Annotated in this window: 14 protein-coding genes; 5 read left to right on the top strand and 9 right to left on the bottom strand. The window is 55.1% G+C overall.

All coding sequences use genetic code 11. The annotated features are described in order from the left end of the window. Positions 1-16: 16 nt before the first annotated feature. A complete protein-coding gene (locus KGFNPO_RS02545; protein ID WP_472632958.1) occupies positions 17-574 on the bottom strand; it encodes a cytochrome b in 558 nt (185 codons plus the stop codon). A 318-nt stretch (positions 575-892) separates the two neighbouring features. Next, entirely contained in the window at positions 893-1264 is a 372-nt protein-coding gene (locus KGFNPO_RS02540) for a DUF423 domain-containing protein (protein WP_472632957.1), read from the bottom strand. A gap of 404 nt (positions 1265-1668) precedes the next feature. On the opposite strand from KGFNPO_RS02540, the gene KGFNPO_RS02535 reads away from it, so the two are divergent. Continuing rightward, positions 1669-1803: a hypothetical protein gene (locus tag KGFNPO_RS02535; RefSeq protein WP_472632956.1), complete on the top strand. Its 135-nt coding sequence runs from the start codon at positions 1669-1671 to the stop codon at positions 1801-1803. Between the two features lie 261 nt (positions 1804-2064). Here the strand turns inward: KGFNPO_RS02535 and KGFNPO_RS02530 are convergent, their stop codons facing one another. The 3 genes from KGFNPO_RS02530 to KGFNPO_RS02520 all read right to left on the bottom strand — a co-directional run bounded on the left by KGFNPO_RS02530 (position 2065) and on the right by KGFNPO_RS02520 (position 4085). Further along, positions 2065-2352 carry a helix-turn-helix domain-containing protein gene (locus tag KGFNPO_RS02530; protein WP_472632955.1) on the bottom strand — a complete coding sequence of 96 codons (288 nt, stop codon included), beginning with the start codon at positions 2350-2352 and terminating at the stop codon, positions 2065-2067. A 319-nt stretch (positions 2353-2671) separates the two neighbouring features. Next, the gene (locus KGFNPO_RS02525; RefSeq protein WP_472632954.1) at positions 2672-3766 is read right to left on the bottom strand and encodes an FUSC family protein; all 1095 of its coding nucleotides are present in this window, start codon (positions 3764-3766) and stop codon (positions 2672-2674) included. Between the two features lie 193 nt (positions 3767-3959). Beyond that, positions 3960-4085, bottom strand: a complete 126-nt coding sequence (locus tag KGFNPO_RS02520) for a hypothetical protein (RefSeq protein ID WP_472634557.1) — start codon at positions 4083-4085, stop codon at positions 3960-3962. A gap of 141 nt (positions 4086-4226) precedes the next feature. On the opposite strand from KGFNPO_RS02520, the gene KGFNPO_RS02515 reads away from it, so the two are divergent. From KGFNPO_RS02515 to KGFNPO_RS02500, 4 genes are all read left to right on the top strand, one after another. Continuing rightward, a complete protein-coding gene (locus KGFNPO_RS02515; RefSeq protein WP_472634370.1) occupies positions 4227-4643 on the top strand; it encodes a putative toxin-antitoxin system toxin component, PIN family in 417 nt (138 codons plus the stop codon). Beyond that, complete coding sequence (locus KGFNPO_RS02510; RefSeq protein WP_472632953.1) at positions 4640-4879, top strand: toxin-antitoxin system HicB family antitoxin; 240 nt, start codon at positions 4640-4642, stop codon at positions 4877-4879. Before KGFNPO_RS02515 ends, KGFNPO_RS02510 begins: the two co-directional genes overlap by 4 nt. 698 nt (positions 4880-5577) lie before the next feature. After that, positions 5578-6033 (top strand): MerR family transcriptional regulator, encoded by a 456-nt coding sequence (locus KGFNPO_RS02505; protein ID WP_472632952.1) that lies wholly within the window; start codon positions 5578-5580, stop codon positions 6031-6033. Beyond that, positions 5996-6997: an aldo/keto reductase gene (locus KGFNPO_RS02500; protein ID WP_472632951.1), complete on the top strand. Its 1002-nt coding sequence runs from the start codon at positions 5996-5998 to the stop codon at positions 6995-6997. Before KGFNPO_RS02505 ends, KGFNPO_RS02500 begins: the two co-directional genes overlap by 38 nt. Positions 6998-7164: 167 nt before the next feature. Here KGFNPO_RS02500 and KGFNPO_RS02495 read toward each other — a convergent pair whose 3' ends face one another. The 4 genes from KGFNPO_RS02495 to aceE all read right to left on the bottom strand — a co-directional run bounded on the left by KGFNPO_RS02495 (position 7165) and on the right by aceE (position 14532). Beyond that, positions 7165-7896, bottom strand: a complete 732-nt coding sequence (locus tag KGFNPO_RS02495) for a hypothetical protein (protein WP_472632950.1) — start codon at positions 7894-7896, stop codon at positions 7165-7167. A gap of 494 nt (positions 7897-8390) precedes the next feature. Beyond that, positions 8391-10187, bottom strand: a complete 1797-nt coding sequence (gene lpdA / locus KGFNPO_RS02490) for a dihydrolipoyl dehydrogenase (protein ID WP_472632949.1) — start codon at positions 10185-10187, stop codon at positions 8391-8393. Positions 10188-10350: 163 nt separating this feature from the next. Further along, positions 10351-11715 carry a dihydrolipoyllysine-residue acetyltransferase gene (aceF, locus tag KGFNPO_RS02485; RefSeq protein WP_472632948.1) on the bottom strand — a complete coding sequence of 455 codons (1365 nt, stop codon included), beginning with the start codon at positions 11713-11715 and terminating at the stop codon, positions 10351-10353. 120 nt (positions 11716-11835) lie between these two features. Then, positions 11836-14532, bottom strand: coding sequence for a pyruvate dehydrogenase (acetyl-transferring), homodimeric type (gene aceE / locus KGFNPO_RS02480; RefSeq protein ID WP_472632947.1), 2697 nt, complete (start codon positions 14530-14532; stop codon positions 11836-11838). Positions 14533-14945 lie beyond the last annotated feature (413 nt).

The following is a 14945-nucleotide window of genomic DNA, read 5'->3' as shown; positions in this document are numbered from 1 at the left end:
ACGTACGTCATGTACGTCACGTACGAAATGGCAACATTCTCTTGAGCGTGTTATCCCCCGCCCAGTAATGATGGAACAGGGCCGCAGCAGCATGCAGGCCGATCAGGAAATAACCCGCGGTGGCGATTGCCTCATGGATGTCTTTTATTTGTGTGGCGTTGGCCTTGTTTTTGGCGATCAGCGCCGGCAACTCCAGCCCGAAGAATGGAATCGGCTTGCCGCCGGCACTCAGCACAAGCCAGCCCAGCAGCGGCATGACTATCATCAGCACATACAGCGCCACATGCATCCACAGGGAAAGTCGCGTCTGCCATTGCGGCAAAGCCGGTTTGATGACCGGAGCGGGTGTGCGCAAGCGCGCCGCCAAACGTATCCATACCAGGACGAAAACCGACAAGCCCAGCATGTAATGCCACGTTTTCATCCCGTTATAGAGCGCACTGCCCTTGGGAAAAATGCCACGCAGTTCCATGCTGGCATATACACAGACAATCAATAGCAACATCAGCCAGTGCAACCCTATCGACAGCGGGCCATATCTGTCGGCATTGTTCGCGTTTGCGTTCGTGATCACAGTAATCTCCTTATCAGTTGTGCCGGGAATCGGCTTAAACGGAGTCATCATGGGGCACTAGAATGGAAGTCGCTTATCCGATATCAACACCGGAAATCGGACCATTGCTTACTCCCGCAGGCACCCGGAAACACCAGCGCATTCTAGTAAATCCCTGGCGGCGACCGCGGCGCTTTTACAAAACAATACAATTCCATGCGCTTCTGCAGGTCTGTCAGAAGTCACAATCCACATATAAACAGGGTCATGTATTTTTAATGCGCGCACAGAAATAATGCGCAAACTACGCGCTTTTTTTGCATACCCCCGGTAAATTTATTACCCGCGCAAAGCTGCCCAGGCCACCATCGCCCACGCCAGCAGGAATGCAGCGCCGCCGATGGGCGTGATTGCGCCCAGCATGCGCACGCCGCTGATTGCCAATGCATACAAACTTCCGCTGAATATCACGATCCCCGCCAGCATCGCGACCCCGGCCCAAGCCAGCAGCGCCGAATTAAAACGCGGCAGCAGCAGGGCAATGACGAACAAGCCGAGTGCGTGCGCCATTTGATACGTGACGGCCGTATGCCAGACCGCCAGCATGTCGCTGCTCAGGATATTTTTCAGCCCGTGCGCACCGAAAGCGCCGGCGGCAACTGCGATCAACATATTGATGGCAGCGGCGATGACAAGTGTTCGTTCATTCATGTGGATTCCAGGTGGGAAAATAAGTGCTTCAATGGGGATTTTTAACCACCGCAATGCATGCCTGCGCACCGATCAGCTTTTGGCGGCATATATCTAACAGTCATAACAGTCGTGCCGGAGCGCATTGAACATCGGCGGCGGATACGACCGGCGTGTCGGCCTCATGCAAAACTTGCTATCAGGCCGATGAAAAGAGATTCCACAGCAGAGGCCGTACAAAGATCACTGGTCTCTTTCCTGGCTGACAATATTCGTATTTTTCTGAATGGCTTCCAACTCTTTAGCCTGGACTTCTTGCCACTGCGCTTCTGTCAGCCCATGACTGCCATCGCAGTAATCGCGACGACCACAACCGCATCGACCGATATCTTCTGAATTTGTCCGAACGCGCATTTGATATCTCCATGAAAAAGCCAATGATTATGCCGCAACGCAAGCTTTCAGGCATGACGGCGCTGGCGCAAGGCGATGACATCGCCCCAAGCCCCGGCACCAAGCGACGCAGCATTCTGGGAGAAACGTGCAAGCGGTCAAGCTGAAATTCGGTTAGGACGCGATGGCCGAACTTCGCGCGGGCTTTGTATTTGGTGCGGCGAGCGGTGGGCAATACGCAGAGGAAAGCATGAAAATGCTGAATGGTTGAACGTGGGAACGACATGCGCTTGCGCCAGGCAGCGCATGCGACACGGTGCAGACTATCAATGCATTGCGGGAATATGCCTGACTGGATTAGCGCACGACAGGCCGGTACCTAACCTGCCCTATTGTCCAAATAAGATTGCTGCCAGTGTGACGCCCCATCAAACCAAATGCACTTCTATGCGTTTTCCAAGTGCTGCCGCGTACTTACGCAGCGTTGCAAGCGAGGGCGAATGTTTGCCAGTTACCAGCGCATCTTCGAGCCGCGACACTGCCGGGGCGGTGCTGCCCATGCGCTGTGCGACCTGCGCCTGAGTCAGGCCGGCAGCTTTACGTGCTGCAAGAATCTCATCCAGGATGGGCATTTCTTCGCGCTCCAAGCGCTCTACTTCGGCTCGAACGCCGGGCCTTTTCATCATTTCGGCTTTAAAAGCTTCATGCGTGAGCATTTTTAATCTCCTTCATTCTGGCTTGTGCCGTGCGCAATTCAAACAGTCCATCGCCCATTGCCTGCGTGTGCGGCGCACCCATATTGGCGCCGTTGAGATCATGCGGTCGGTCAGGACAAAAATCGGGCTATTTGTGCCGAAGATATGAAAAAACCTGACTCTTTTGCGAAGAATGGGATTCTTGCATCGGCAATGAACTGATGACTGGAGGATTTGGACCGAAAACCGTGGTCCGTCCCCTATTTTCCTCCGGGCAGGAGGAAGTCAGCCATCAGCCATTATGCTGGGCAGCAACACCTATGTGCCATAGCCAAGCCGCTCATAATACAAAACGCGACGGGATCAGGCGCCGGATATGGCGGCCCACTACATCTCGAAAACGCGGGCTATGCAGGCAGATACCGCCGACAAGACCAACGAAGCACCCCAGGACGGTATCGAAAAATCGTGCCTGAATCAGTGCGAATGGCGAACCATGACCCAACGTGGCCGCTTCTGCCAGCAGGATCGTCAAGGGTGTGATGAAGATAGTGGCGAACCCGTAGTGCCTCACCACCGCAATCTCGATCACGAAGGCCAGCGCCATCATAGTCAAGGAGATGCTCCATTCGTCCAGCGGGAGCAGCAACAAGCCCCAAGACACCAGGAGGCCGATGCCGGTACCGACCACACGGTGCAATTGCTTGTTCCACACCGCGCGTAGCGAGACACCCTGAATCACGGCCAGGCAACTCACCGGAACCCAGTAGGCTTTCTGCAGCTGCAGCGCCTGCGCCACAGCCAGCGAAATGCCCACGAATACGCCGATCACCACCGCGTCGAACACCACGAAATCGAAGGTCGGCGGCGGCAAGGGTAACACTGGCTCCGGCGCTTGCATCCGCAATATATAGACGCTATAGAAAAATCCGATCAGGCAGGCCAGCAGGCAGCCTAAGGTGATCAGCCCCACCATGAGCGGAAGCTGCAATACCTGCACCGGCGAATACGCCCCGATCGATGCCGCCATGATGAAAAACAGGCTGCCCGGCGGCCCCAGGCCGTAAAAGCGGCAGACCATCGTGACCAAAATGGCGATAAAGACGAGCACTGGCATCATTACCGGCGGAAAGAAGTGGCTCATCATCCCCAGCGTATAGCAAGCGGCCATGCCAAATGCACAAGCCATCAGCGATACCATGCGGTGATACAACGGCGTGCTGGGCAGATAAAGAAACACGAGCCCGCCAAGCGACGAGACCAGTCCGTAAGCCATGTGATTGAAATACGCGCCGACCAGTAGCGGCAGGCCCGAAGCAAGCGCCGCAGCGAACGGCATCTGCCATACTCGATCACTCGCGTGGACGGTCATCAGCTGGCGAAGTTCTGCCCGCATCAGCGCCTGCAACTTACTCCACCTACTCAAGCGCGTCATTGATTACCTTTTTGATATTGATATATCTGTTACCCGCTTCGGCAGAGAGAACAACGCAGAATGTTTATTTTATCAAGATACTTGATTGGGAACTGTATGTGCAGCGTAAATTCGACAGTGAGCCTTTGCTGATTAAAAAAGCCTCCCGCTGGAACAGTTCCGGCGGGAGGCTTTTGCTTGACTGCTGCGCTGCTTACTTCTTGCGCATCGGCGGCAGGTCAGTGCACACGCCCTCGAACACTTCGGCGGCCATGCCGATTGATTCGCCCAGGGTTGGGTGCGGATGGATGGTTTTGCCGATGCTTGTGCATTGCGCCATCGCAAACTATTGGTAAGCCTCCCTGATTGTTCCTCTTCTCGCGTTTGAGCCACGCTAAAAATTTCTGATGCATGCAACGACAGAAAGCGTAGAATTTGGTTATACAGGCATAACTAACATACGGATATAAATACTTTGCGCGTGATTCTTGACACATCGGTCCTGGTGGCCGCAGCGCGCTCGCGCAACGGGGCAAGCTATCAGCTAATGTCGATGTTGCCGAACCGAGACTTCGAGATCGCGCTCACCGTACCGCTCTACACAGAGTGGCAGGCGGTCTTGACGAGGCCGGAGCATTTGCCTCCAGGTGTGAGCGCGGCTACAGCGCTGGGGTACTTGCGCTACCTTGCATCGCTTGCGCATTTGCAAGATGTGCATTTTTTGTGGCGACCATTTTTGCGCGATCCGGATGACGACATGGTGCTGGAGTGCGCTGTGGCATCTGGTAGCCAGTTCATCGTGACACACAACATGAAGAATTTTCGGCGTGTTGAGGTGTTGAAGGTGCAGGCCATCAAGCCTGCCGATTTTTTGAAACTATTGAGGAGTAGATCATGACCGCATTGACCGTTCGCTTACCGAACTCCATTCATCAAAAAATCAAAGAACTGGCCGCCCGCGATGATATCTCGGTGAACCAGTTCATCGCGAGTGCCGCAGCAGAAAAAATGGCTTCGGTGATGACGCTCGACTATCTCAAGTCGGAAGCAAGCAAAGGCAAGCGCAGTGACTTTGAGCACTATCTGAGCATGGTGCCGGATGCGCCCGCGCAAGAGGGAGACGAACGAGTTTGACCCTCCCGCTGCGGCTCAAAAGCGGACGATGACGGCCAGATAGCGCACTGACAGCTTCGCAATACAATCCCACGCAGGCTTCTGCAGCTCTGTCAGAAGCCACAATTTTCACATAAACTGTACCGTGTATTTTTTATGCACGCCCAGAAATAATGCGAGAACAATGCACTTTTTTGGCATACTCCATTCAGATTAATTAACTGCTGAAAGCCGCCCAGGCCAGCATCGCCCACGCGATCAGGAACGCAATGCCGCCGATCGGGTGATGGCGCCCGGCATGCGCATGCCGCTGATTGCCAATGCATACAGGCTGCTGCTGAACAGCACGATCCCGCCTGTCAGCAGGTCATTGCTCAGGACGTTTTCAGCCCATGCGCACCGAAGACGCCGGCGGCCACTGCGATGAACATATTGATCGCAGCGGCGATGACCAGGGAGCGTTCATTCATAGGGATTCCGATACTGATTATTGATAAATACTGCTGTTTGTATTTTTGAAGTCGCAATTAATATATGCGCTAACTGCATAATATTTAATCATACTCCACTATAAATCGCATTTCAGGAAAGACCATGACAGCCCGGGTGCAGGCGAAGAACGCCACCGACAGGCATGGACTTGATCCTTCAGCCGACCTGTATTAATGTCATCCGGCGCGCTTGACTTCGAGTGCACTTTAACAAATACACTGATTGCCATGATGACTTCCCTGACGATACAGCAAGCTGCGGCGGCGACCGGGCTGACGGTCCATACGCTGCGCTATTACGAACGCATCGGTCTGATCGATCCGATCCCGCGCAAGGACAACAAACACCGGATCTACCGCGAGGAAGATATTCTGTGGATCGCGTTTTTGCTGAAGCTGCGCTCGACCGGGCTGCCGATCCAGAAGATGTTGCGCTATGCCGAACTGCGCAGGCTCGGCAATCAAAGGGAAAGCGTGTCGGAACGCAAGGCGCTATTGGAGCAGCACACGCTGTCACTGGAAACCACACTTGCAGAATTGCAGGGCAACCTGGTCGTCATGTACCAAAAAATCGCCATGTACGGCGCCATTGAAACGACATTGAATGCGGGCGCACCCACACACTCTCTTGATAAGGAACATGCACATGAACACACGCATAAGCACCCGCCAACTCGGCGCTAACGGCCCCACCGTATCCGCCATCGGCCTCGGCTGCATGGGCATGAGCGAATTCTATGCACAGCGCGACGATGCCGAATCCATCGCCACCATCCATCGCGCCTTTGAACTCGGCATCAATTTTCTCGATACCGCCGACATGTACGGCCCGTACATCAACGAAGAATTGGTCGGCAAAGCGATCAAGGGCAAGCGCGAACAGGTTTTTATCGCCACCAAATTCGGCATGGTGCGCAACAGCAGCACCCCGAATGCGCGTGGCGTTGACGGTAGCCCGGAATACATCCGGCAGTCGGTCGAAGGCAGCCTGAAGCGTCTCGGCGTCGAAACCATCGACCTCTACTACCAGCATCGCATCGATCCGCAAACGCCCATCGAGGACACGGTCGCCACACTGGCGGCGCTGGTCAAGGAGGGCAAAATCCGTTACATCGGCCTCTCCGAAGCATCGCCGCAGACGCTGGAGCGGGCGCACAAAATCCACCCGATTACGGCGCTGCAAAGCGAATATTCGCTGTGGACCCGCGACCCGGAACAAGGTGTGCTCGCGACCTGCCGCAAGCTCGGCATCGGCTTTGTCCCGTACAGCCCGCTGGGACGCGGATTTCTGACCGGAGCGATCACCACACCAGAGCAATTTTCAGAGGACGACTACCGCCGCCATAACCCACGTTTTCAGGGCGAAAACTTCAGCAAAAATCTGGCTTTGGTAGCAAAGGTAAAAGAACTCGCCGCACGCAACGGCTGCACGCCGGGGCAGCTAGCGCTGGCGTGGGTGCTGGCGCAAGGCGATGACATCGTCCCGATCCCCGGCACCAAGCGCCGCAGTTATCTGGAAGAAAACGTGTTAGCTGTTGAGTTGAAACTCGATCAGAACGCGTTAGCCGAACTCGATGCGGTGTTTCCATTCGGTGCAGCAAGCGGTGCGCGTTATGCAGAGGAAAGCATGAAGATGCTGAACGGTTGAACGTGGAAACGGCAGCCGGCGATTTTACTTACTGAGGCCAGATCGAGACTTGCAGTGTTGCGTCTTGCGAATATCTACAGGCCGGTATCGACCGACCGTCGTGCTTCGCAAAAGCGGATGCTCAACGTAGAGCTACCCGGCGCGGAGCGTCCGAGTTGAGCGTCAAGTTAGAAGACATTCTTGGTCAGCCATTCCGCACCATGTATCAACTCTTCAACTTGTTCCTTTGTAGGCTCTGCATCTTTTTTGTGCGAGCACAGATTTCGGAGATCAGCCAGAAAGCTGATTTTGCGCCACGCCGGCGTGTCAATTACCTCAGCCGCCTTTAAAGGGTCATTGAGGTCAGCGATTGTGGGATTCTTCTTTGCAATCTTTAACCCGTGTGCAGCAGCTACCTTTTGAAGGTGGCCCTCAATGACAACCCCGACAAGTGCGCCTGCAGCCCGAGGACTGATTTTCATAAGTTGTCTTGCGTTAGCAACTTCGTTGTCTTGAATTTCAGCGTAGAGCTCTCCTTCTATGTTAGCAAGGACTGAATCCACTCGACTCTTTATTGCGTTCAAAATAGAAAGCTGATTGAGAAAGCACTTGATTACTTCGGCTCTAGTGTCGAAATTTTGAAGTTGATAACTTCCTGGTGCCACACCTTTCAGAAAATCTTGAATTACATAAGTGCCGTATCCCAGGGATTTTCTCTTTGGGTCCACTTCATAATAGCTGCGAAACTCTGCGTGTCGATCTGAGGCAAGAGATGCAACCGCTTTTAGCGCTTTGGTATACCAGCTCTGATAGTCGTAATGAAACTGTTTTTCTTTCGCCTTTTGGAAAGCCACAGCCAACTCCGCGCCCTCTTTATACAAAGCTTCAAGTTCTTTATGGATGGCGTCACGTTTAGTCATATGTTTTCTAACTTGATATATCCGAACGCAAATGTCGCATAAACAGACTTTTGTCGCATAACGTTTCTCGGAAAAACCCGCGAAACCCGCTTGCAGCTTGACTTTCAATAGATGTACTGCATATTTGAACCGTACTAAATAATTCGTGAAAAGCGTCACTGCAATTGCGTTGCATTTTATCAATTTTTCATGTCTGATGGATAATATATTGAATGATCGAAATCAGCCTTCTCCCCGTATCGCCAATAGCCAAATAACATGCAAGTCTCACTATAAAGCCGGCTGATTTAAGGGGCGGATATGCAGCATAAGCGCAAGATGCACATAAAATATACCATGCACTGTATTTTAAAAACAGCAACGAATATATGCGACAAGCCTAATATTTTTCAACATACCCCTGTAATTTTGTTGAATAAGCGCTATCGCGCAGATTGAAAAAGCCTCCCGCCGAAACACGCCGGCGGGAGGCTTTTTCTTGACTGCTGCGCTGCTTACTTCTTGCGCATCGGCGGCAGGTCGGTGCAGACGCCTTCGAACACTTCGGCGGCCATGCCGATCGATTCGCCCAAGGTTGGGTGCGGATGGATGGTTTTGCCGATATCGGTGGCGTCAGCGCCCATTTCGATGGCGAGCGCGATTTCACCGATCATGTCGCCGGCGTGGGTGCCGACGATGCCGCCGCCGACGATGCGGTGGGTTTCGGCATCGAACAGCAACTTGGTGAAACCTTCATCGCGCCCGTTTGCCACTGCACGGCCGGAAGCGGCCCAGGGGAAATGGCCTTTTTCAAGCTTGATGCCTTTGGCTTTGGCTTCGTCTTCGGTGATGCCAACCCATGCCACTTCGGGATCGGTGTAGGCCACCGATGGAATCACGCGGGCGTCGAAATGCGACTTCTCGCCTGCCGCTGCTTCCGCTGCGACATGCGCTTCGTGCACCGCCTTGTGCGCCAGCATCGGTTGCCCGACCAGGTCGCCGATGGCGAAAATGTGCGGTACGTTGGTGCGCATCTGGCTATCGACGTTGATGAAGCCACGCTCGCTGACAGTGACGCCGGCCTTGTCGGCGGCGATCTTGCTGCCGTTCGGACTGCGCCCGACTGCCACCAGCACCATGTCGTACAGTTGCGGTTCTGGTGCTGTGACGCTTGCATCGGCGCCTTCAAAGCTGACTTTAATGCCTTCCGGCAAGGCTTGGATGCCAACGGTTTTGGTCTTCAACATGATCTTGTCGAAGCGTTTTTCGTTGAATTTTTGCCATACCTTGACCATGTCGCGGTCCGCGCCTTGCATCAAGCCATCCAGCATTTCAACCACGTCGATGCGCGCACCCAGTGTCGAATATACGGTTGCCATTTCCAGCCCGATGATGCCGCCGCCGATGACCAGCATGCGTTTCGGCACCTGGCGCAGTTCCAGCGCACCGGTGGAATCGACGATGCGCGGGTCGGTTTTTTCAGCACCTTGCACGAACGGCAGATTCACCACAGAGGAACCGGCGGCGATGATCGCTTGCTTGAACTGCACGGTTTTCTTGCTGCCGTCGCCGGCCGTGACTTCCAGATGATTGGGGCTGACGAACTGGCCGACGCCTTGCTGCACATTAACTTTGCGCGCTTTGGCCATGCCGGCCAAACCGCCGGTCATCTTGCTGACGACTTTTTCCTTGTAGCCGCGCAGCTTGTCGATATCGACTTCGGGCTGGGCGAAAGTAACACCGTGCGCAGACATGGTTGCCGCTTCATCGATCACCGCCGCCACGTGCAGCAAGGCTTTGGACGGGATGCAACCGACGTTCAGGCACACTCCGCCCAGCGTTGAATAACGCTCGACCAGCACGGTTGCCAGGCCCAGATCGGCAGCGCGGAAAGCGGCAGAATAACCGCCCGGCCCTGCGCCCAAGACCAACATGTCGCATTCGAGATCGACTTTGCCGGCATAGCTGGAAGCCGCAGGAGCAACTGGCGCGGCAGGTGCGGCGACTTTTGCGGGAGCGGGAGCTGCAGCTGGCGCGGCCGCAGGTGCAGCGACGGCTGCAACTGGGGCGGCTTCGGTCGCTTCCAGCATCAGCAGCAGCGAACCTTCCTTGACCTTGTCGCCGATGTTGACCTTGATTTCCTTGATGACGCCGGCGTGGCTGGAGGGAATCTCCATACTGGCTTTGTCGGACTCGACCGTAATCAGCGATTGATCGACCTTGATCGTATCGCCCGGCTTGACCATCAATTCGATGACTTCCACTTCCTTGAAGTCGCCGATATCCGGGACTTTGACTTCTATTAAACTCATGGCTTTGGCTCCGTTCTAGCCTTGCCGCGTGCGTCACGTTGCGCATGTGGCAAAGCTGGGATGGGAAAACGGGTTCCACTGTATTAACAGCAAACCCGTTCTACAACTGGCCTCCCGCTTTGGGAGGAACCGAATCACTGCATCGCAAGACTGGCGATATGGCTTACAGCAAGGTTTTGCGCATGTCGGCCAAAACGTCCGCCAGATACACGCTGAAGCGCGCGCCCATCGCACCATCGACCACCCGGTGATCGTACGACAGCGACATCGGCATCATCAGGCGCGGCATGAACTGCTTGCCGTCCCAGACAGGCTTCATCGAGGACTTCGACAAGCCGAGAATGGCGACTTCCGGCGCGTTGATGATCGGCGTAAATGCGGTGCCGCCAATCCCGCCCAGCGACGAAATGGTGAAGCTGGCGCCCTGCATGTCGGCCGGCTTGAGCTTGCCTTCGCGCGCTTGCGCCGACAGTTCGCCCATTTCCTGGGCGATTTGCGTAATGCCTTTTTTGTCGACATCCTTGATCACCGGCACCATCAGGCCGTTCGGCGTATCGGCGGCAAAACCGATGTGGTAATACTGTTTCAGGATCAGGTTAGCGCCAGCAGCGTCCAGCGATGCATTGAAGGCTGGGAATTTTTTCAGTGCGGCCACGCAAGCCTTGATGACGAAAGCCAGCATGGTCAACTTCACGCCGGTTTTAGCCGCCGCAGCATTGACCGCTTTGCGCAATTCTTCCAACTCGGTGACATCGGCTTCGTCGAACTGCGTCACATGCGGGATCATCACCCAGTTGCGATGCAAATTCGGGCCGCTGATTTTCTTGATGCGCGACAAGGGCAGCAATTCGGTGCTGCCGAACTTGCTGAAATCGAGCGACGGCCATGGCAGCAGATCCAGACCGACGCCACTACCAGCAACCGGCGCGGCAGCAGTACCGATTGCGCCCGACATCACGCCCTTGACGAAACTCCGCACGTCTTCCTGCGTGATGCGGCCTTTCGGAGCGGAACCGCCGACACGCGCCAGATCGACGCCCAGTTCGCGGGCAAACTTGCGAATCGACGGCGATGCATGCGGCTTGCTGCCGCTGGTCTGCGCTGGTGCCGGGGCGGCTGCAACTGGTGCGGGCGCTGGTGCAGCTTCCTGCGCAGCAGCAGCGGCGGCGGCGGGTTTAGCAGATTCCGCAGATTCGGCAGATTTCGCAGATTCGGCTGATTCGGCGGGTGCAGGCGCTGCGGTTGCAGGGCTGGATTCTGCAGCCGCCGGTGCGGCTGCAGCATCAGGAGCAGCCGCTTCCATCATCAACAGCAACGAACCTTCTTTTACCTTGTCGCCGATGTTGACCTTGATTTCCTTGATGACGCCGGCATGACTGGACGGAATTTCCATGCTGGCTTTGTCGGACTCGACCGTAATCAGCGATTGATCGACCTTGATCGTATCGCCCGGTTTAACCATCAATTCGATAACTTCAACTTCCTTGAAGTCGCCGATGTCCGGCACTTTGACTTCGATTAAACTCATAGCGCTGTCTCCGTTTTACCCTCTGCGCGAGGCACAGGGTCGGTGTGAATAGGGGCTTGCACCGCAAACCCATGTATTGAAAGTGCGCCCTCAGCGAGCGCACATTATGGGGTTGCCAGGTTACTGCGTTACCGGATTCGGCTTGCTCGGATCAATGCCGTATTTAGCAATCGCCTGCGCCACTACGGAAGTTGAAATCGCACCATCTTCCGCCAGCGCCTTCAAGGCCGAAACCACCACATAGTAACGATTCACTTCGAAGAATTCACGCAATTTGACCCGCGAGTCGGAACGGCCAAAGCCATCGGTGCCCAGCACTTTGTAGTTGCGGCCTTTCGGCATGAAGGCGCGAATTTGCTCGGAAAACAGGCGCATGTAATCGGTCGATGCAACGATCGGGCCTTGCGTGTCTTGCAGCAATTGGGTCACGTAAGGCAAACGTTGCTCGTCAGTCGGATGCACCATGTTCCAGCGCTCTGCATCCTGGCCGTCGCGTGCAACCAGTGTCAGCGATGGCGCAGACCAGACGTCGGCTGCGACGCCCCAATCGTCTTTAAGCAATTCTGCGGCAAAGATCGATTCGCGCAAAATGGTGCCGGAGCCGATTAATTGCACCCGATGCTTGGCATCTTTATCGCCTTCCTGCAGCAGATACATTCCTTTCAGAATCCCCTCTTCCTGGCCTGGCTTCAGGCCTGGGTGAGCGTAATTTTCGTTCATCAGGGTGATGTAATAGAACACATCTTCCTGCTTTTCGATCATCCGCTTCAAGCCATCGTGAATGATGACGCCGACTTCATGCGAGAAGGTCGGGTCGTACGGCATGCAGTTCGGAATGGTCGCAGCCAGCACATGGCTATGGCCGTCTTCATGCTGCAAGCCTTCGCCGTTGAGCGTGGTGCGCCCGGCAGTCCCGCCCAGCAGGAAACCGCGTGCGCACATGTCGCCGGCAGCCCAAACCAGGTCGCCCACACGTTGCAGGCCGAACATCGAGTAGAAAGTATAGAACGGCAACATGACGCGATTATTGGTCGAATACGAGGTCGCAGCCGCGATCCACGAGCACATGCCGCCCGCTTCGTTGATGCCTTCCTGCAGAATCTGGCCAGCCTTGTCTTCGCGGTAATACATCACCTGGTCTTTATCGACCGGCTCATACAACTGGCCTTGCTGATTGAAAATACCGATCTGGCGGAACAAGCCTTCCATCCCGAAGGTACGGCTTTCATCGACTAGAATCGGCACCACGCGTGGTGACAGAACCGGGTCGCGCAGCAACGTGGCGATGATGCGGACATACGCCTGGGTGGTCGAAATCTCGCGCCCTGCTGCGGTTGCGTCGAGTACGTTTTTGAACGCACTCAATTCAGGGATAGGCAGCGTTTCATCGGCCTGCACGCGACGTTGCGGCAAGGAGCCGCCCAACGCTTCGCGACGTTGCTTCAGATAGATCATTTCCGGCGCATCGTCGGCCGGTTTGAAAAACGGGATTTCAAGCAACTTGTCGTCGGGAATCGGAATCCCGAAACGGTCGCGCATTGCGCGGATCGCTTCATCATCGAGTTTCTTGGTCTGGTGGGCAGTGTTGCGCGCCTCGCCGGACTTGCCCATGCCATAACCCTTGACGGTCTTAACCAGCAATACGGTCGGCTGACCTTTATGCTCTTGCGCCAGTTTGTAGGCTGCATAAATCTTGTGTGGATCATGACCGCCGCGCGTCAAATGCCAGATATCGTCATCAGTCATGTTGGCGACCATCTCCAGCAACTTCGGATGCTTGCCGAAGAAGTGCTTGCGCACATAGGCGCCATCCTTGGCCTTGTAGGTCTGGTAATCGCCATCGACGGTTTCCATCATTACGCGCTGCAAGATGCCTTCCTTGTCCTGCGCCAGCAATGCGTCCCAGCCCGGGCCCCAAATGACTTTAATCACATTCCAGCCGGCACCGCGGAAATCGGCTTCGAGCTCCTGGATGATTTTGCCGTTGCCGCGCACTGGGCCATCAAGTCGCTGCAAATTACAGTTGACGATCATCACCAGATTGTCGAGGGTTTCGCGCGCGGCCATGCCGATCGCACCCATCGATTCCGGCTCGTCCATCTCGCCGTCACCGCAGAATACCCACACCTTGCGGTTATCGGTTTTGGCAATCCCGCGCGCATGCAGGTATTTCAGGAAACGCGCCTGATAAATCGACATCAGCGGGCCCAGGCCCATCGATACGGTCGAGAATTGCCAGAAATCCAGCATCAGCTTCGGATGCGGATAAGAAGACAGACCATGGCCATCGACTTCACGGCGGTAATGCAGCAACTGTTCTTCGCTCAGGCGTCCTTCGAGGAAGGCACGGGCGTAAATCCCGGGCGACGAGTGGCCCTGGAAGTAAATCAGGTCGCCGCCGTGATCTTCGGTCGGCGCATGCCAGAAGTGATTGAAACCGATTCCCAGCATGTTTGCCAGCGAAGCGAAGCTGGCCAGATGACCACCGAGATCGCCATCGAGGCGGTTGGCCTTGACCACCATGGCCATCGCATTCCAGCGCATCCAGGAGCGCAGGCGTTCTTCAATTTCCAGATCGCCCGGACAGTGGGTTTCAAGGTGTTGCGGAATGGTGTTGACGTAGGCGGTATTGCTGGAAAAAGGAATCTGGGCACCGCGGCGGCGCGCCAGATCGACCATGCGCTCCATCAGATAGTGGGCGCGTTCCGGGCCCTCATGCTCAATAACGGCTTCGAGCGCATCGAGCCATTCCTGGGTTTCCATAGTATCGGGGTCAATGGTGGCTTGCGCCAAGACTTGATCAAGCTGAGCTGACATTTTTGTCTCCTGGTTTGAATCTCAACCCGACTTGACATCGCAGTTGAGCGGTATCTGCTAATAATTTACGGCCATATTTCGTATAAGCGCAAGTATTCTATCAGCAGTTTTTAATTTTCCAAATAGCGAAATCGTTTTTTATAATGTGAAATTATGTGGCAAAGCAACACATCTAAAAAAATAATATGGCAGCGTCAATAAACGCAACGTGCATAGCAATTTTGCACCGCAACAAACCCGGTCCAGCGCTCGCATTGCTGCGCTAGCAAGCATGCGAACTGCCAGATTTCAAGCGCTGCCGGAATGGCTTTATTCGCTGCACAAGGTGGCTAAAACGCGGCTGAAAACGGCGACCCCAGTTCCGGCCCGGTGCGCTTCCGGCAGCTATTCTCTAAATCCAGCAGGCTATAATC

Source organism: Gelidimonas diazotrophica, from assembly GCF_055694025.1.
This window is presented reverse-complemented; position numbering and strand designations above follow the sequence as displayed.